Genomic DNA, 18,814 nt, shown 5'->3' on the forward strand with positions numbered 1-18,814 from the left:
AGCATAGCCGTGGCCGTCACAGAGGAGAGAAAGATGACTTCGACCATTTTCACCGGCACCATCCCGGCCCTGATGACCCCCTGCAAGGCTGACCGCACGCCCGATTTCGATGCGCTGGTTGCCAAGGGCAAAGAGCTGATCGGCCTGGGCATGTCCGCCGTGGTCTATTGCGGCTCCATGGGGGATTGGCCGCTCCTGACCGATGCCGAACGCATGGAGGGCGTGGAGCGTCTGGTGAAAGCGGGTGTTCCCGTCATCGTCGGCACCGGCGCCGTCAACACCAAGATCGCCGTGGAACACGCCGCCCATGCCGCCAAGGTTGGCGCACAGGGCCTGATGGTGATCCCGCGCGTCCTGTCGCGGGGCAATGTCATCGCCGCCCAGAAGAACCACTTCAAGGCGATCCTGGCGGCTGCGCCGAACCTGCCTGCCGTGATTTATAACAGCCCCTATTATGGCTTTGCGACCCGCGCCGACCTGTTCTTCGCGCTGCGCGCCGAGCACCCGAACCTGATCGGCTTCAAGGAATTTGGCGGCAATGCCGACCTGTCCTATGCGGCCGAGCACATCACCTCCAAGGATGACAGCGTGACCCTGATGATCGGCGTTGATACCGCCGTCTATCATGGCTTCGTGAATTGCGGCGCGACCGGCGCGATCACCGGCATCGGCTGTGTCCTGCCGAAAGAAGTGCTGCTGCTGACCGCGCTGAGCCAGGCTGCCGCCAAGGGCGACGCGACCGCCCGCCGTCTGGCGAAAGAGCTGGATGAGGCGCTGCTGGTGCTGGCCACCGTCGATGCCGGCCCCGACCTCGTGCTGTTCTTCAAGCATATGATGGTGCTGAAGGGGAACCCGGAATACAAGCTGCACTTCAACGAAACCGACGAGCTGTCGCCGAGCCAGCGCGGCTTCATCGAGACGCAACTGGCGCTGTTCGATGCCTGGTTTGCCGACTGGTCGGCCAAGACCGAGGCGCAGAAATACGCCTGATTGCGGCTGCAAGAACGACCGGGGCCACCACCCTGACAGAAGGGCCTTCCGCTGCGGCGGGGGGCCTTTTGCGTGCAGATCCGGCTCATTTTCGGCCCGCAAATATCGCGGGGAACGTCGCAGCCGGGGGGGTAGCCCCCCGCTTTATTTGCCTGAGCGGGCCTGGCCCGCGCGCCCATCCTGCCACCGCGGTTCCAAGCTGCGCCTTTTGGACCATGGCAGGATGAACTTCCCAGTTGTGGCGTCAGGTCACCGCATCCAGCCCGCCGGCGCGCAGGCGCTCCAGCATTTCCATCTCCTCCGCTGTCAGCGTGATGCCATTGGCCTCTGCTGTCTTGCGGGCCGCAAAGCGGCGTTGCGAAGGCAGGCGGGCACCCTGACCGCTGATTGCCTCGAACAGCACTTCGGCACGGGCGAAGGGGTCGGTCCGACCGGCCGCAAAGCGTTCCGGGCTGAAGGCCAGGATCAGTTCGCCATGATGCGGCAGAAGCGACATCGACCCCAGATAATCCAGCGCCTCGGGGCTGGTCAGATCGCCGATCATCACCGCTGCCAGCAATTCGATCATGGTGGAGATCGAAGAGCCCTTATGCGCGCCAAAGGGCAGCAGGGCACCCTGCAATGCGGCTTCCGGGTCGGTGGTGGGCTTGCCGTCCGCGTCCACCGCCCAGCCTTCGGGCAATGACTTGCCCGCGCGGCGATGCAGCTCGATCTCGCCGCGCGCGGCGACACTGGTTGCGAAATCAAAGACATAAGGCGTGGTATCTTTTCGCGGCCAGCCGAAGGCGAAGGGATTGGTGCCCAGAAGTGCCGTGGTGCCGCCCGAAGGCGCAACCGCGGAATAGCTGGGGCACATTGCCATCGCGGCCAGGCCGTGCCCGGTCAGCACCTCGATCTCGGGCCAGAGCGCCGAGAAATGCAGGCAGGAATTGATGACCAATGCCGCGACACCCAGTTCCCGTGCGCGTGCCGCCAGAACCGGCGCGCCCAGTTCAAAGGCCGCGGGCGAGAAGGCCCCCTTTGCATCCACCCGGATCACCCCGCTGCCATCGTCGATCAGCTCGGGCACCGCCAATGGCTCAACCTTGCCCGCCTTCAGCGTGCGCAGGCAGCCCTCGATCCGATAGACGCCATGCGACTTGCAGGCGTCCCGTTCTCCGGCCACAATCACCCGTGCAACCGCCGCTGACTGAAGGGGCGATACCCCGGCCTTGCGGAAGATTTCTTCGGTGAGCCGGGTCAGTGTCTCGATACTCAGGACGGTTTTCTCGGACATGCCGGGGCCTCTCTGTCTTTGGGTTGAGCAATTTGCATACACAAAGTATGCAGTAAGATGACGGGGTTTCAAGCAATGCCGCGTGGCAATATGCTGATTCCCGCAAGCCGAACAACCAAACGCATGAACATGAGGCCCGACATGACTTTCACCCCGCACGGCAAGCATCTGATCGCAGGCGAATGGGTGGGCGGCGCTGCTACCTTTACCTCCGCGCCCGCGCATGGGCCGGCGCATGACTTCGCGCTGGGCAGTGTGGATCTGGTGAACCGGGCCTGCGACGCCGCCGAAGAGGCGTTCTGGACCTATGGCTATTCCAGCCGGGCCGAGCGTGCGGCGTTTCTGGACGCCATCGCCGACGAAATCGAAGCCCGCGCCGAGGCGATCACCCAGATCGGCACCCAGGAAACCGGCCTGCCCGAAGCCCGCCTGAACGGCGAGCGCGGCCGCACCACCGGCCAGCTGCGCCTGTTCGCCGATCATATCCGCAAGGGTGCCTATCTGGATCACCGCGTCGACGCCGCCCTGCCGGATCGTCAACCGGCCCCGCGCCCCGAGATTGTCATGCTGCAACGCCCGATCGGGCCGGTTGCAGTCTTCGGTGCCTCGAACTTCCCGCTGGCGTTTTCCACCGCCGGTGGTGACACCGCGGCCGCCCTGGCCGCAGGCTGCCCGGTGGTGGTGAAGGGCCATTCCGCCCATCCCGGAACCGGCGAGATCATCGCCGAGGCGATCCACGCCGCGATCGCGAAAACGGGTATGCCGAAAGGCGTGTTCAGTCTGATCCAGGGCGGCAATCGTCAGGTTGGCGAGGCGCTGGTGCAGCATCCGTTCATCAAGGCCGTGGGCTTCACCGGCAGCCTTGCAGGTGGTCGCGCGCTGTTCGATCTTTGCGCCGCCCGCCCCGAACCGATCCCCTTCTTTGGTGAACTGGGTTCGGTGAACCCGATGTTCATGCTGCCGGGGGCGATGGCCGCACGGGCCGAGGCACTGGGCACTGGCTGGGCCGGGTCGCTGACCATGGGGGCGGGGCAGTTCTGCACCAATCCGGGCATCGCGGTGGTGCTGGATGGCAAGGATGCCGACACCTTTGTCGCCGCGACCAAAGCCGCACTGGAAAAGGTCGCGCCGCAAACCATGCTGACCGATGGCATCGCCAAGGCCTATAATGACGGTCAGGCGCGTTTCGTGGCCTCGAATGCCGTGAACAGCGTGCTGGAAACGGAATCGACCGGCCGCGCCGTCTCGCCCAACCTGTTCGAGACCACGGCAGACGCCTTCCTGAACGATCACGGTCTGAGCCAGGAGGTCTTCGGGCCGCTGGGTCTGGTGGTCCGCGTGGGCTCGGTCGAGGCAATGCGCGAACTGGCCCGCGGCTTTGAGGGCCAATTGACCAGCACCATGCATATGGACAGTTCCGATCTGGCGGCGGCCCAGGGTCTGTTGCCGATCCTGGAGCGCAAATCGGGCCGGGTTCTGGTCAATGGTTTCCCCACAGGGGTCGAAGTGGTGGACAGCATGGTTCATGGCGGGCCATACCCGGCCTCGACCAATTTCGGCGCAACATCGGTCGGCACCCTGTCGATCCGCCGCTTCCTGCGGCCGGTCTCGTATCAGAACCTGCCACAAGACCTGTTGCCGGAAGACGCACGCGGCTGAACCGCGCGCTGACCAAGCAGATTGACGGGATCCTGCATGGGATTTCGTCAATCTGACGCTGCGGGAATACGAGTTGTATATTATTTGTATTTAAACTCGAACCCGATGCTTATAGTGTTATCGTTGGAAAACGATCCGAATCGTTAGTTCGGGCACTGAACCAAGGGAGACTCTGCATGAAAGTTTCGATTGCGCTCGGCGGTATTGCGCTGGCTGCCAGCCTTGCCACCACGGCTCAGGCCGACAAGCTGGACGATATCATCGCTTCGGGCACGCTGCGCTGCGCCGTGGTGCTTGATTTCCCGCCGATGGGTTCGCGCGATGCAAGCAACAACCCGATCGGGTTCGATGTTGACTATTGCAGCGATCTGGCTGCCGCTCTGGGCGTCAAGCCCGAGGTCGTCGAAACCACCTTCCCCGAGCGTATCCCGGCCCTGATGTCGGGTTCGGTCGATGTGGCGGTGGCCTCGACTTCCGACACGCTGGAACGTGCCAAGACCGTTGGCTTCTCGATCCCCTACTATGCCTTTGAGAACGCCGTTGTCGCCAGCGAGAAATCGGGCATCACCGACGCCGATGGCATGAAGGGCAAGGTCGTGGGCGCCACCGCTGGCACCTATGAGGCGATCTGGCTGGAAGAGCAGGTCAAATCCTGGGGCGCGGGCGAGTTCCGTCCCTATCAGAACCAGGCTGACGTCTTCCTGGCGCTGAGCCAGGGCCAGCTGGACGCGACCGTGTCCACCATGGAAGTGGCACAGGCCAATGTGAAGACCGGCAATTTCCCGGGCATCCAGATCGTCGACAAGGCCCCGATGGTGCCGGACTATGTCGCACTGATCACCCTGCGTGAAGAATATGGCCTGATCAACTTCATGGACCTGTTCGTCAACCAGCAGGTCCGCACCGGCCGTTATGCCGAGCTTTACAAGAAATGGGTCGGCGAGGGTGAGCCCGCCAGCCTGACCATCCCGGGCGTCTACCGCTAAGCGTCCCGCCTTTATCGCGGCGCGGGGGAAAACCTCGCGCCGCTTCTCCGTTCCAGGAAGAGAGGCGGTTCATGTTCAATTACAGTTTCCGGTGGAACCAGGCCTTCGCATCGCTGCCGCAGATGCTTGAGGGTGCCTGGGTCACCATCCAGATCGCGCTGCTGTCGATGGCCATCGGCATCACCATCGCCATTTTGCTCACGGTGTTCCGGCGCTCGGGCAACAAGCTGCTGTCAGGTGTGGCAAGCACCTGGGTCGAGGTGGCGCGCAATACCCCGGCCCTGTTCCAGATCTATATGGTCCATTTCGGGCTTGGGGGCTTTGGCATCCATCTGTCGCCCTACCTGTCGCTGTTGATCGGCATCGCCTTCAACAATGCGGGTTATCTGGCCGAAAACTTCCGCGGTGCGCTGAAAGCCATCCCCGAGACCCAGACGCGGGCTGCACGCTCGCTGGGCATGTCGCAGGGGCAGGCCTTCACCAATGTGGTAATGCCGCAGATGTTGCGCATTTCGTTCCTGCCGATCACCAACCAGATGGTCTGGGCCATCCTGATGACCTCGCTTGGTGCGGTCGTTGCGATGAATACCGACCTGTTCGGGGTGACCAAGGCGCTGACCGACCGGACCTTCCGCACCTTTGAATATTTCGCCATCGCCGCCGTGATCTTCTATGTGATCACCAAGGTGATCACCGTGTCGGCCCGGCTGCTTGCCGCGCGCCTGTTCCGTTACTGAGGGGCGCGCAGCAATGTTCAACACCGGACTAACCTCAAACGACCTCTGGCTGCTGGCGCAAGGTGCCGGCATGACCCTGCTGGTCACCGCGATTGCGGTGTCTCTTGGCACCATTCTGGGCATCATCTTCGGGGTGCTGCGCTATCAGCTTGGCCCCTGGTGGGCGCTGCCGCTGACCTTTGTGCTGGATGTCTTCCGCTCGATCCCGCTGCTCATCCAGCTGATCCTGGCCAATGCTTTCGTGAACATGATCCTGGTGCCGACGCTGAAGATCGGCAAGGTTTCGGGCTTCACAGTCGCCTGTGGCGTGCTGGCCATGTATACCGCCGCCTATTGCTCGGAAATCGTGCGCGGCGGCATCGAGGCGGTGCCTGCAAACCTGCGCCGCGCCTCTCGATCGCTTGGCATGAGCTGGGGCCAGGACATGTGGAACATCGTCATGCCGCTGGCAACGCGGGTGGCGCTTCCGTCCTGGATCGGCCTCGCGCTTGGCGTGATGAAGGATTCGGCGCTGGTCTATATCGTTCAGGTGCCGGAGCTTCTGAAAAACACGCAGATCCTGATCACCCGCCTGCAGGAACCCCTGCTGCTCTTGATGATCTGCGGGCTTTTCTACTTCCTCATCTCCTTCCCCATTGCCCGTTTCGGCGGCTATCTCGAAAAACGGTGGTCCAATGATTGAGATCGAAAATGTCCGTAAATCCTTTGGTCCGCTGGAAGTTCTGAAGGGTATCAACCTGACCGTCTCCAAGGGCGAGGTGCTGACGGTGATCGGCGGCTCCGGCTCGGGGAAATCGACGCTGCTGACCTGCATCAACGGGCTGGAGCCGATCGATTCCGGTCGGATCAAGGTCGATGGCACCGAGGTTCATGCCAAGGGCACCAACCTGAACAAGCTGCGCGAAAAGATCGGCATCGTGTTCCAGCAATGGAATGCCTTTCCGCATCTGACGGTGCAGGAAAATGTCATGCTGGCGCAGGTGAAGGTGCTGAAACGCTCCAAGGCCGAGGCCGCGGCCGAAGCTGAAAAGCAGCTCAAGCATGTGGGGCTGGGCGACAAGCTTTCGGTCTATCCGGGGCGTCTGTCGGGCGGGCAGCAACAGCGCATGGCGATTGCCCGCGCGCTGGCCATGTCGCCGAACTACATGCTGTTCGACGAGGTGACATCGGCGCTGGACCCGCAATTGGTGGGCGAGGTGCTCGATACCCTGCGGATGCTGGCATCCGAGGGCATGACGATGATCTGCGTCACCCATGAGATGAAGTTCGCGCGCGAGGTTTCCGACCGCGTGGCCTTCTTCCACAAGGGTGTGATGGCAGAGATCGCCCCGCCGGAAGAGCTGTTCGGTGCGCCGAAAGACCCGGAGCTGCAAAAGTTCCTGGCCGCCACCCATTGAGGGCCCATTGAGGGAATTATGACCAGCAAGACCGATGTGATCGTCATCGGAGCGGGCGTTGTCGGGCTTTCCGCAGCGCTCGCCCTTCAGGCACGCGGGCTTTCCGTCACGGTGATCGACCGTGAGGGGCCCGCAGCCGGGGCTTCGGCAGGCAATGCCGGGGCTTTCGCCTTTACAGATATCCTGCCGCTGGCTTCGCCGGGGATCCTGAAGAAAGCGCCGAAATGGTTGCTGGACCCGCTGGGGCCGCTGTCGGTGCCGCCTTCCTATGCGCTGAAGATCGCGCCCTGGATGTTCCGCTTCTGGCGCGCCTGTTCGCCGGCGCGTGTGGCGCATTCGACGGTGGCGCAGACGGCGCTGATGGATCTGTCCAAGGCCGAGCTGGAGCCGTTTCTTGCGGCCACCGGCACGCTGCCGATGCTACGCAAGGATGGCAATCTGCAGGTCTATGAAAGCCAGGCCGAGCTGAATGCCTCGCTGCCCGGCTGGAAGGCGCGCGCCGACCATGGCATCGAGTTCCGCCATATAGGGGCCGAGGAAATGGCCGCGTTGCAGCCCGGCCTTGCGCCGCGCTTCACCCATGGCACCTTCACGCCCGGCTGGTATTCCATCGCCGATCCCAAACTTTACACGATTGCACTGGCGGATCGCTTCCGCGCCAATGGTGGCACGCTTGAGCGGGCCGAGGTTGACAGCCTGATTCCGCAAGACAGCGGCGTGGAACTTGTGTGTCGCGACAGCATCACCCGGCGGGCGGATCGTGTCGTGCTGGCGGCGGGGGCGTTCTCGCATCGCATCGCCCGCAGCCTTGGCGACCGGATCCCGCTTGAAACCGAACGCGGTTACAACACCACGCTGCCGTCAGACGCCTTTGATCTGCGTATGCAGGTCACGTTTGGCGGCCATGGTTTCGTGGTCAGCCGCCTGTCGACCGGCATCCGTGTCGGTGGCGCGGTGGAACTTGGCGGGCTGGACATGCCGCCGAATTTCAAACGCTCCGAGGCGATGCTGAAAAAGGCGCAAGGCTTCCTGCCGGGGCTGAAACCTGCGGGCGGTGTGCAATGGATGGGCTTCCGTCCGTCGCTGCCCGACAGCCTGCCCGCCATCGGTGCGGCGCGCGCCACCAAGCGCGTGACCTATGCCTTTGGTCATGGCCATCTTGGCCTGACGCAATCGGCGGGCACCGCCCGCCTTGTCGCTGATCTGATGACGGGGGCCACCCCCGCCATCGACCTGACCCCCTTCTCTCCGCAACGCTTCTGAGGTCCATCATGGCCAATCATACCTTCTCTTGCATCGACGGGCATACCTGCGGGAACCCGGTGCGTCTTGTCTCGGGCGGTGGCCCGCGACTGGAGGGCAAGGACATGCTGGAAAAGCGCGCGCATTTCCTGCGCGAGTTTGACTGGATCCGCACCGGCCTGATGTTCGAGCCGCGCGGCCATGACATGATGTCGGGCTCGATCCTTTATCCGCCGACCCGCCCCGATTGCGATGTGGCGGTGCTGTTCATCGAGACCTCGGGCTGTCTGCCGATGTGTGGTCACGGCACCATCGGCACCATCACGATGGGGATCGAGAACGGGCTGATCCAGCCGCGCGAGCCGGGTAAACTGTCCATCGACGCCCCGGCGGGCAAGGTGGATATCACCTATCGCCAGGAAGGCCGCTTTGTCGAGGAAGTGCGCCTGACCAATGTGCCGGGCTTCCTTTATGCCGAAGGCCTGACGGCCGAAGTGGAGGGGCTGGGCGAGATCGTGGTGGATGTGGCTTACGGCGGCAATTTCTACGCCATTGTGGAGCCGCAGAAGAATTTCCGCGATATGGCCGATTTCACCGCAGGCGAGTTGATCGGGTTCAGCCCGAAACTGCGCGCGGCGCTGAATGCCAAATACGAATTCATCCACCCCGAACATCCGGCGATCAACGGGTTGAGCCATATTCTGTGGACTGGCGTACCGACGGTGGAGGGTGCACATGCCCGCAATGCCGTGTTCTATGGAGACAAGGCGATTGATCGCAGCCCCTGTGGCACCGGCACATCTGCCCGCATGGCGCAGCTTGCCGCCAAGGGCAAGCTGAAGGTTGGGGACGAGTTCTGGCATGAATCGATCATTGGCTCGATCTTCAAGGGCCGGGTCGAGGCTGCGGTGACGGTGGCGGGCAAGCCCGCAATCATCCCCTCGATCGGGGGATGGGCGCGGCAGACCGGCATCAACACCATTTTCATCGATGATCGCGATCCCTATGCGCATGGCTTTGTCGTAAAATGACCCATCGCGCGCGCAGCATCCTGACGGGGGCTGCCGCAGGCCCCATCATCGCTAGTCTTGAACCGCTATCCTTCTGGGGCGGGGTCGATCCGGCCACCGCGCGGGTGATCGACGTGCACCACCCCTTGCATGGCCGATCCCTCAGCGGCGCTATTCTGATGATGCCCTCTACCCGGGGCTCCTGCACCGGGTCGGGGGTTTTACTGGATATGGCCTTGAACGGGGTGGCGCCGGCGGCACTGGTGTTTTCCGAACCCGAGGATGTGGTGACGCTGGGCGCCCTGATCGCGGGCGGCATGTTCAACGTGCCGTTGCCGGTCCTGCGCCTGACGCCCGAGGCCTGGGCAGAGCTGGCGCAGGCGCAAAGTGCGGTGATCACCGATACCTCCATCACGGCGGGCGATCTGGTGATCCCGGTCGCCCCCCCTGCCACCACCACGCTGGATCTGACGGATCAGGACCGCGCCATGCTGGACGGCACTGAGGGCGTCGCCTGTCAGGAAGCCATGCGCATCATCTGCGCCATGGCGGCCAATCAGGGCGCGACCCGGCTGATCGACGTGACGCAGGGCCATATTGATGGCTGTATCTATGCCAGCCCCGCCAATCTGACCTTCGCCGAGAAGATGGCCGATATGGGCGCGCGCATCTGCATCCCGGCCACGATGAACGCGATCTCGGTCGATCATGGTCATTGGCGGGAGCAGGGCGTGCCGCCCAGCTTTGGCGGCCCGGCGCAGCGTCTGGCCGATGCCTATGTGCGCATGGGCTGCCAGCCGACCTTCACCTGTTCGCCCTATCTTCTTGATACCGCCCCGGTCGAGGGCGAGGCGATTGCCTGGGCGGAATCCAATGCGGTGATCTATGCCAATACGGTGCTGGGCGCGCGCACGGCAAAACACCCGGATTTTCTGGATCTGTGCATTGCGCTGACCGGCCGCGCGCCCCTGTCTGGGGTTTATCTGGATGGCCCGCGTCAGGCGCGGCGCATCATCGATGTCGATCTGCCGATGGCGATTGATGACAGCTTCTGGCCGCTGATCGGATATCTGGCGGGCAAGGCGGCCCCTGACCGCATTCCGCTGCTGCGGGGCCTCGCGCCCGGGCGGCCCACGCCGGAAAACCTGAAGGCGGTCTGCGCGGCCTTTGGCACCACCTCTGCCGCGCCGATGCTGCATATCGAGGGCGTGACGCCCGAGGCGGATCGCATCGCCCCGGATGCCGATTATGCCCGCATCACCGCAGCGGACATGGCCGCAGGCTGGCGCCTGCTGAATGAGGGGCCGGAACGAGTGGAACTGGTCGCGGTCGGTAGCCCACATGCGTCGCTGCTGGAATGTCGCGCGCTGGCTGCAGCCCTGGCGGGGCGCCCCACCACCATTGCCACCATCGTCACCGCCGGACGGCAGGTGATGGCCGAGGCCCGCGCCGAGGGCACGCTTCAGGCGCTGGAGGCATCGGGCGTGCAGGTCCTGCCGGATCTGTGCTGGTGCTCGATCTCGGAACCTGTCTTTCCGCCGGGAACTCGCGCGCTGATGACGAACTCTGGCAAATATGCTCATTACGGGCCAGGCCTGTCGGGCCGCGCCGTGCGTTTCGGCAGTCTGGCCGATTGCGCGACCGCCGCCGTCACCGGCCAGGCCCCCCGCAGGCTTCCCCTCTGGCTGGAATGATCCGATGCGCAGCAGCAAAACCATCCATGTGATTTCCGCCCATGCCGAGGGCGAGGTGGGCGATGTCATCGTGGGCGGCGTGGCCCCGCCACCGGGCGACACGATCTGGGAACAGTCGCGCTGGATCGCGCGCGACAACACGCTGCGCAATTTCGTGCTGAATGAGCCGCGTGGCGGTGTCTTTCGCCATGTGAACCTGCTGGTGCCGCCCAAACACCCCGAGGCGCAGGCGGCCTGGATCATCATGGAGCCAGAGGATACCCCGCCGATGTCGGGGTCGAACTCGATCTGCGTGTCCACCGTGCTGCTGGATGCGGGCATCATCCCGATGACGGAACCCGAAACCCATATGGTGCTTGAGGCACCGGGCGGGCTGGTGCGGGTGCGCGCCGAATGCCGCAATGGCAAGGCCGAGCGGATCTATGTGCAGAACCTGCCCAGCTTTGCCGCCAATCTAGATGCCAGTCTGGAGGTCGAGGGGCTGGGCACCCTGACCGTGGACACGGCCTATGGCGGTGACAGTTTTGTCTTTGTCGATGCGCCCGCGCTTGGCTTTGGGCTGACCCCGGACGAGGCGCATGATATCGCCAAGCTCGGCGTGAAGATCACCAATGCCGCGACCGAGCAGCTGGGCTTTCACCACCCGACCAACCCCGATTGGCGGCATTTCTCGTTCTGCCTGTTTGCGGGGCCGGTCACGCGCGAGGGGCATGAACTGCGCGCCGGGGCCGCGGTGGCGATCCAGCCCGGCAAGGTGGATCGGTCGCCGACCGGAACCGCATTGTCGGCGCGGATGGCGGTGCTACATGCGCGCGGACAGATGGGGCTGCAAGACCGGCTGACCGCCGTGTCGCTGATCGGGTCGACCTTTTCGGGCCGCATCCTCGGCACCACGACGGTGGGTGACCTTCCGGCCATCCTGCCCGAGATTTCCGGCCGGGGCTGGATCACCGGCATCCATCAGCACATGCTGGACCCGAGCGACCCCTGGCCTGAAGGCTATCGCCTGAGCGATACTTGGGGGGCGCGCTGATCAGCTGGCGGGAGGCAGCTGCGCTTCGACCTCCTGCCAGCCTTGATCCATCGGCCAGGCCGCCGACAGCATCGGGATGCCGACATGGCCATAGGCAAAGGATAGCTGGCGCTCTGCCACTTCTTTGTCGGCACCTGCAAGCTCCGCGAGATACAGCGCCGCGGCAAAGCCGGTGCGATCCGATCCGCTGCGGCAATGGATCAGGACCGGCTTCGGCAAATCGCGCATCACCTTCAGCAAAGCGGCCACATCCTGCGGGTCGGGCTTGCGGCTGGCCGACATGGCGAAATCGACGTGTTGCAGACCAAGGGCAGCCGCATCCCGCCGTTCGACCTGATACCATTCTGCGTCAGGTTGCGCGCCACGAAGGTTCAGCACGCTATGAATGCCGTGATTCTGCACCGCCCGTGCCAGATCGCCCGGACCGGGCTGCGCCGAGCGGTAAAGCACGCCATTTTTAACCATGTGGAAGTTGTCATTGGCCTGTAGCCAGACCGGCCAGAGCACAAGCCCCGCGCAGGTCAGGCCAAGCCCGATGGCAGCGGTGCGCAGGGCCCGCATGGGCTTGCTTGACATGGCATTTCTCCGTCCGGGATCGCTGACGGAAGCCATGAACGTCGATCCTTACACGGCGCTTACGGCAAGAAATTCGGGGCATTTTCCTTGGGTTTTGCCCTTGGCCTGCGCTGCCGCACACATGGCGGTATTGCCGTAGTGGTGCCACACTTTAACCACGATCCGGCACAACTATCGCTGTAGTTGAAACGTGGAATGGCAATGTGCGTCACGCGCGGCCAGACCCACGTCACAGAAAGGGCTGCCACATGAAAATCCTCGCTGTGGATGACGAACCGATCTTCGTCGAAATTCTCGAAGTTGCGCTTGGCGAACTTGGATATAACGACGTGACTCCGGCCTTTTCGGCCCAGGCTGCGCTTCGCGAGATCGAGCATAGCAAAGACACGTTCGATTGCATCCTTCTCGATATCCGTATGCCCGGCACCGATGGCGTGCAGCTGTGCCGCATGATCCGCTCCATGCCGAAATACAACCGCGTTCCGATCATGATGGTCACCTCCATGTCGGATCGCAGCTATATCGATGCGGCCTTCAATGCCGGGGCCACCGATTACCTGAACAAGCCGCTCGACGTGGTGGAGCTGAAGGCACGCATGGCGATGCTTGCCCGCCTCGTGCAAGAGCAGCTGCGCACCTCGTTGCTGGAGTACCGCGCGGCGGCTGCCGATGGCATGGTCGAGCTGCAATTCGATCTGAGCACCAAGCTGGTGATCCCAGGCTATGACCGGCTGATCGAATATCTTGCGCTGGAAAACTATCTGCTGAGCCTGGGGCTGCGCGAAAGCTACACTGCATCGGCCTTTGCAATCTCGATCCAGAATGCTGCAACGATTTACAGCGCGGCGACCCCGGTTGCCTTCATGAACATGCTGGGCGATGTGTCGTCCTGCATCGAAGATGCGCTGAAATCGACCTCGGCGCTGATCGCCTATGCCGGGAACGGCAATTTCGTGGCGGTGCTGACCGGCGAACAGGGCCGGGTGGATCAATCTGCGATCCAGGACGCGATCAATATCGGGTTGGAAGGATTCAGCGGCATCTATCTGGCCGACCGTATCCCGACGCCGGATGTCGCGGTGGGGGCGATGGTGCGCAAGACGCTGTTCTCGCGGTTGCGCAACGGCGATGATCTGCTGCTGCGGGCAATCGCTGCGGTGGAGCATCATCCGATCGCGATGCCTGCCCGCAAATGGGCATGACCGCCATGGCCGATATTTCGCCGTCGCTTGCGCCTCTGCGCGACAGGTTCATCGCGCTGAATGCGACGCGGGCAAAAGACCTGATCGAACTGCGCAACCGCATCGAACAGGGACGTGACCCCGAGGCCAGCTTTCTGGCCATGGGTGAAATCGTCCACAAGATTGCGGGCGTGGCGCTGACCCTGGGATTTCCGGCCCTCGGATTGCGGGCGATGGAACTGGACCGTGTGACCATCGCGTTCCGCAAGAAAGAAGTGGGGCTGGCTCTGGCCTGGCGTCAGGGTGCCCCGATCCTTGATGCGGTGCTGGTCGAACTGTCCGCCTGAGTCCGTTCTTTCAAGTTGGCCAGTCGCAAGGCGGTCCGGTCGTTCCGGGCGGCTTGTCCTGTGCGCCTGTTGCAATGGCCCGGCAAGGGTGACCTCCGCCGTCCCAGCGGCGGGGGCCGCTGTGTTTTGCGCGATGCATCTTACACGATTTTGCTTGAAGCAACCCTGAGTTGATGAGAAGCAATTTGCAACCGCATGGACGAAATCGGTCAGCAGCCGTCCATGCGGACTAAACAGGATGAAAAAAAGAGGGACCGGATGCTCGAAGATTCCGAGATTTTATCGATCTTTGGCGATCTGCTGCGCGCACCGGCGCATGAAATCGGGCCGGCCATCGAACGGGCGCTGGCGCGGGCCTCCGCTCAGGTGGGCAGCGCAAGGTGCTGGCTATTTTGCATTTCGACACCCGAGAACCAGACGACATTGCAGGCCAGCCATGGCGACGGCGCGGCCATGGCCATGTCGGGCGATTGCCGAACATTGGTCCTGCCGTGGATAGACGAGTTGGAGGCGTGCCGCCCGGTGAGCCTGCCCGACACCGCTGCGCTGCCGACCGATCTTGAGGCGCGGGCGCAGTTGCTGGCGGCGGGCATTGCGCAATGCACCTTGTTGCCGGTGATGCAGGAAGGCCGTCTGCGCGGGGTTCTGCTGGTCGAGGCGGCAGACCTGTCCGGCCGCTGCACCTCGGGCGTGTTGCAACTGATGGCGCTGACGCTGATGCTGCTGGAGCGTAGCGCGCGCGAGACCCAGCAGACCGAGGCGATCCATCGCCTGACCGCGATCCTGGATGCCATGCCCGAGCTGATGTTCGAGGTCGATGCTGACGCGTGCTATACCGGCTTTTATGCCGGCCCGCCGCATCTGATGGCGCGGCCGCCCGAGGAAATGAAGGGCAAGACACTGGCCGAAGTGCTGCCCGAGCCGGTGCAGGCGATTGCGACGAAAGCCCTGCATACGGTTTTGGAACAGGGCCGGGTGCAGAATGTCATCTATTCGATGAAGCTGCCAACGGGCGATTTCACCTTTGAGCTGAGCGGGTCGCGCAAGGATGCGACCACGCCTGAGGGCAAGCCGAGCGCGATCTTTATCGTGCGCGACATCTCGCGCCGCCGGGCCCTGCAATCCGAAATGCTGCGTCTGCGCCGGGTCGTGCAATCCATGGGCAACCTTGCGATTTTCACGGATATCGAAGGCCGTGTGCAATGGGTCAATGCCGCGTTTGAACGGCGCAGCGGCTGGAGCAATGAAGAGATCCGGGGCCGTGACTTCAAATCGCTGGTGCGCTGCGATGACAGCGATCAGGGCGCGGCGGATGGGTTGGAGACGGCGTTGGAGGAGCAACGCGCCTTCACAGGCCAGACCATCAACCAGGATCGCTATGGCAACCGTTACTGGATTGATTTCAACGTTCTGCCGTTGACCGGCGAAAACGGTCAGGTCGAGGGATGGGTCTCGATCGAGACCGATGTGACCCATATCAAGATGCAGGAAGCCGCGACCGAAGCGATGGCGCGCCGGGCCGAAGCCTCTTATCGCCAACTGGAAAGCGCGCTCAACGCGTTGCCTGATGCGGCGGTGGTGTTTGACGGCGACGAACAGCTGGTGCTGTGCAACCCCGCCTTCCGCAAGCAATTCCCGGAGCTTGCCAAGGGGATCGAGCCGGGCATCACCCTGCGTGAGCTGTTCCGGCGGGGCGCATCGGAGGGGTTCTTCAACTCGCCCAAGGACGACAGCGAGCTGGAGGAATGGCTGGATGAGCAATTGGCGGCCTATCGCCAACCCTATTACGCCGATGAGGTGCAACTGCGTGACGGACGTTGGCTGCGCCGGGTGCACAGCCGCACCTCGGATGGCAGCCTGATCGGCATCGGCATCGATGTGACCGCGCGCCGCCGCCAGATCGAGGCGCTGGATTCGATGAACCAGGAACTGGTCTCGGTTCTGAAAGAGCGCGACGAGGCGCGGCGACGGCTGGTCTCGATCATGAACGGCGCGCAGGTCGGCACATGGGAGCTGGATGTGCGCAAGGGCCAGATGACCACCGGCGGCCATTGGGCGCAGATCCTTGGCCGCGGCGACGAGCTGCCGCGCAGCTTCCCGCTTGCCACCCTGATCGACCTGATCCACCCGGATGATCGCGATGTTTTCGAGCAGCGGAATGTCTATCTGCCGGGCTTTGGGTCCGGCGTGTTCGAATTCGAAATGCGTCTGCTGCACAAGAAGGGGCATTGGGTCTGGGTCATGTCGCGGGGGCAGGTCCTGCAACGTGATGTCGATGGCAATCCCGAACATATGGTCGGCGTGCATCTGGATATCAGTGAGCGCAAACGGCTGGAGCGCGAGGTTGACGCCAGCCAGGCGCAGTTGCGCAGCGCGATGGAAAGCAGCGTGGCGGCGATCTCGCTTTATGACGAGAACGGCATTCTGATCTATTGCAACACCGAGGCGCGGCGGATCCTCAATCTGGAACCGGGGATGCGCAACGGCAATCGCGACGGCGAAGCCCCATGGCGGCTGGAACATGTCGACGGTCGACGGCTGGCCAGTCACGAATATCCGTTCGAGCTGGTCGGTAAGGCCGGGGGGCCGGTGCGCGATGTGAAATATGCAGTGCGCTGGCCGGATGGCACGCGGCGGGTGTTGACGGGCAATGTCTCTCCGGTGGATGGCGGGGATGGGCACCGCAATGTGGTGATCTCGTTCTGGGACATCACCGAACAGATCGCGGTGACGGAGACGCTGGAAAAGGCGCTGCTGCACGCAGAGGAAATGAGCCGGGCAAAATCCACCTTCCTTGCCAATATGAGCCACGAGATCCGCACGCCGCTGAATGGCGTTCTGGGGTTGGCCGAGGTGCTGGATATGCAGATCACCGATCCGGGGCAGCGCAAGATGATCGCCTCGATCCGTCAATCCGGGGCGACGCTGCTGGCGGTGCTGAACTCCATTCTCGACATGTCGAAGATCGAGGCGGGCAAGATGGAACTGGAACATGCCCCGATCGTGCTGGGCGAGATCATCTCGCAGCTTGCGGCAACCTATGCGGTGCAGGCCGAGGAAAAGGGTCTGGAGTTCGAGGTGTTCAGCTCGTCGGGCTGCGACGTGCCGCGCATGGGCGATGGTCATCGCATCCGGCAGATCCTGCACAACCTGCTGAGCAATGCGATGAAGTTCACCGAACAGGGCGAGGTGCGGCTGAATGTGTCGTGTCGCGTTGGTAAGCCCGTGGTGGTGCGGGTGTCCGATACCGGCGTCGGAATGACCGAGGAACAGGCCGCGCGCGCCTTCGACAGTTTCGAACAGGCAGAGGTCGGCACGACGCGGCGTTTTGGCGGCACCGGCCTTGGCCTTTCGATCGTGCGGGAGCTGGCACAGAAGATGGGTGGCAGCGTCAGCATCGAATCGGCGCAGGGGCGTGGCACCTCGGTCAGCGTGACCTTGCCGCTGGCGATGGTGGATGGATCCGCGCCGGTGATCGCGCCGACGAAAGCCGTGCCCGAGGCCGCGCCGGCGCGCAGCCTGGCCGCGCCGCAGCCCGCGCCCGCGGAGCGCGTGGTTCCGCCCTCCACCGGATCTTCGCTGCATGTGCTGGGCGTCGATGACAATGCCACCAACCGCGAAGTCTTGTCGGGCATGTTGTCGCAGCTTGGGGTTTCGCTGGATCTGGCCGAGGACGGGCGTCGCGCGCTGGACAAATGGGAAGAGGCCCATGCTGCAGGGCAGCATTACGACGTGATCCTGTTGGATCTGACCATGCCGGTGATGGACGGCCGCACCGCGCTGGAACTGATCCGCCAGATCGAGAAAGCGCGAGGATTGCGGCGAACCCGTGTTGTTGCGGTGACGGGCGAGATCTTTGCCAGCGATGGTGCCGAACTGTTGAAGCTGGATTTTGACGGCTACCTGCTCAAGCCCTACAGCCTGCGCGATCTTCAGAAAACATTGGGTGTTGCCGCCAAGCTTCCCTTAGGGAAGGAATGAGGCGCGGTGACTTAGAATTTCTCTGACATATGCCAAGTTTATGCCATAGTGATCGCAGATTGTACGCATAAAACGACGTTAACGTTTCTGGTTGTTGTCCGGGTTTGGGTGGGTAGGTTTCGGCAATGCAGCGTAAAGTTCTTTTGGCAGAAGATGATGAGATCAGTCAGCAGATCTATGCCAGCCTGCTGCAAGAGGCAGTTGGCGTGGATCTGACGGTGGTGGGCGATGGGCGGGCAGCGCTGGAAGAGGTGCTGACAAATCCGTTTGATCTTCTCATCCTGGATCAGAATCTTCCGGTTGTGACGGGGGACAGGATTGTCCGGCATCTGCGTGCCAGCCGCACGCGGAATTCAGAGACGCCGATCTTGCGGCTGAGTGCGGCCATCTCCGCACCGGGCAGCCGGACATCGGCCTTCGGGCTGGAGACATTGCTTCCCAAGCCGATCTCGGGTGAGGTGTTTGTCGCGACCGTCCGCAAATTGCTGGGTGGTGCGGTGCCGCCGATGGCACCGGGTGCCTGACAGGGCGTGGGGGCTTCGATGCAGGCCGGACCTGGATCCGCGCATCGAAAGCAGAGATGGCGGTCCTGCAGGGTGGGACAGTCGGCACAACAGGTTTTGTAACGTGGCCCGGTTTGGGCCGCATCGCGAAGGACATTCCCGCATATCAGAGGGGCCGGAATTTTGACCGGCAGGCCGTGCC

General features: G+C 63.1%; 16 protein-coding genes. 14 read left to right on the forward strand and 2 right to left on the reverse strand.

Features of this window, described 5'->3' with window-relative positions:
- The first annotated feature begins 33 nt into the window (after nt 1-33).
- Nucleotides 34-990 carry a dihydrodipicolinate synthase family protein gene (locus GBJ34_RS09250; RefSeq protein ID WP_151718978.1) on the forward strand — a complete coding sequence of 319 codons (957 nt, stop codon included), beginning with the start codon at nt 34-36 and terminating at the stop codon, nt 988-990.
- A 244-nt stretch (nt 991-1,234) separates the two neighbouring features.
- On the opposite strand, the gene GBJ34_RS09255 is transcribed toward GBJ34_RS09250, so the two are convergent.
- Nucleotides 1,235-2,266 (reverse strand): Ldh family oxidoreductase, encoded by a 1,032-nt coding sequence (locus tag GBJ34_RS09255; RefSeq protein WP_151718979.1) that lies wholly within the window; start codon nt 2,264-2,266, stop codon nt 1,235-1,237.
- A gap of 141 nt (nt 2,267-2,407) precedes the next feature.
- Between GBJ34_RS09255 and GBJ34_RS09260 the strand changes: the two genes are divergently transcribed.
- From GBJ34_RS09260 to GBJ34_RS09300, 9 genes are all read left to right on the forward strand, one after another.
- Complete coding sequence (locus GBJ34_RS09260) at nt 2,408-3,925, forward strand: aldehyde dehydrogenase (NADP(+)) (RefSeq protein ID WP_151718980.1); 1,518 nt, start codon at nt 2,408-2,410, stop codon at nt 3,923-3,925.
- A 176-nt stretch (nt 3,926-4,101) separates the two neighbouring features.
- Nucleotides 4,102-4,911 (forward strand): transporter substrate-binding domain-containing protein, encoded by an 810-nt coding sequence (locus GBJ34_RS09265; protein WP_151718981.1) that lies wholly within the window; start codon nt 4,102-4,104, stop codon nt 4,909-4,911.
- 71 nt (nt 4,912-4,982) lie between these two features.
- On the forward strand, nt 4,983-5,648 hold the full coding sequence (locus GBJ34_RS09270) for an amino acid ABC transporter permease (RefSeq protein WP_151718982.1): 666 nt from the start codon (nt 4,983-4,985) through the stop codon (nt 5,646-5,648).
- A 13-nt stretch (nt 5,649-5,661) separates the two neighbouring features.
- Nucleotides 5,662-6,330, forward strand: a complete 669-nt coding sequence (locus GBJ34_RS09275; protein WP_151718983.1) for an amino acid ABC transporter permease — start codon at nt 5,662-5,664, stop codon at nt 6,328-6,330.
- The gene (locus tag GBJ34_RS09280) at nt 6,323-7,045 is read left to right on the forward strand and encodes an amino acid ABC transporter ATP-binding protein (RefSeq protein ID WP_151718984.1); all 723 of its coding nucleotides are present in this window, start codon (nt 6,323-6,325) and stop codon (nt 7,043-7,045) included. The genes GBJ34_RS09275 and GBJ34_RS09280 overlap by 8 nt, the downstream gene beginning before the upstream one ends.
- Before the next feature lie 18 nt (nt 7,046-7,063).
- Nucleotides 7,064-8,308: an NAD(P)/FAD-dependent oxidoreductase gene (locus GBJ34_RS09285; protein WP_151718985.1), complete on the forward strand. Its 1,245-nt coding sequence runs from the start codon at nt 7,064-7,066 to the stop codon at nt 8,306-8,308.
- Between the two features lie 8 nt (nt 8,309-8,316).
- The gene (locus GBJ34_RS09290; RefSeq protein WP_151718986.1) at nt 8,317-9,318 is read left to right on the forward strand and encodes a 4-hydroxyproline epimerase; all 1,002 of its coding nucleotides are present in this window, start codon (nt 8,317-8,319) and stop codon (nt 9,316-9,318) included.
- The gene (gene lhpI, locus GBJ34_RS09295; protein WP_151718987.1) at nt 9,315-10,991 is read left to right on the forward strand and encodes a cis-3-hydroxy-L-proline dehydratase; all 1,677 of its coding nucleotides are present in this window, start codon (nt 9,315-9,317) and stop codon (nt 10,989-10,991) included. The genes GBJ34_RS09290 and lhpI overlap by 4 nt, the downstream gene beginning before the upstream one ends.
- Before the next feature lie 4 nt (nt 10,992-10,995).
- Nucleotides 10,996-12,024, forward strand: coding sequence for a trans-3-hydroxy-L-proline dehydratase (locus tag GBJ34_RS09300; protein ID WP_151718988.1), 1,029 nt, complete (start codon nt 10,996-10,998; stop codon nt 12,022-12,024).
- Here the strand turns inward: GBJ34_RS09300 and GBJ34_RS09305 are convergent, their stop codons facing one another.
- Nucleotides 12,025-12,600 carry a tyrosine-protein phosphatase gene (locus GBJ34_RS09305; RefSeq protein ID WP_226341107.1) on the reverse strand — a complete coding sequence of 192 codons (576 nt, stop codon included), beginning with the start codon at nt 12,598-12,600 and terminating at the stop codon, nt 12,025-12,027.
- A 248-nt stretch (nt 12,601-12,848) separates the two neighbouring features.
- Between GBJ34_RS09305 and GBJ34_RS09310 the strand changes: the two genes are divergently transcribed.
- From GBJ34_RS09310 to GBJ34_RS09325, 4 genes are all read left to right on the forward strand, one after another.
- A complete protein-coding gene (locus GBJ34_RS09310; protein WP_151718989.1) occupies nt 12,849-13,802 on the forward strand; it encodes a response regulator in 954 nt (317 codons plus the stop codon).
- 5 nt (nt 13,803-13,807) lie between these two features.
- On the forward strand, nt 13,808-14,128 hold the full coding sequence (locus tag GBJ34_RS09315; RefSeq protein ID WP_192931160.1) for an Hpt domain-containing protein: 321 nt from the start codon (nt 13,808-13,810) through the stop codon (nt 14,126-14,128).
- A gap of 258 nt (nt 14,129-14,386) precedes the next feature.
- On the forward strand, nt 14,387-18,109 hold the full coding sequence (locus GBJ34_RS09320; RefSeq protein WP_192931161.1) for a PAS domain S-box protein: 3,723 nt from the start codon (nt 14,387-14,389) through the stop codon (nt 18,107-18,109).
- Between the two features lie 125 nt (nt 18,110-18,234).
- Nucleotides 18,235-18,633 carry a response regulator gene (locus GBJ34_RS09325; protein ID WP_151718992.1) on the forward strand — a complete coding sequence of 133 codons (399 nt, stop codon included), beginning with the start codon at nt 18,235-18,237 and terminating at the stop codon, nt 18,631-18,633.
- Nucleotides 18,634-18,814 lie beyond the last annotated feature (181 nt).

The organism is Gemmobacter serpentinus (assembly GCF_008973825.1).
Lineage (GTDB): Bacteria > Pseudomonadota > Alphaproteobacteria > Rhodobacterales > Rhodobacteraceae > Gemmobacter > Gemmobacter serpentinus.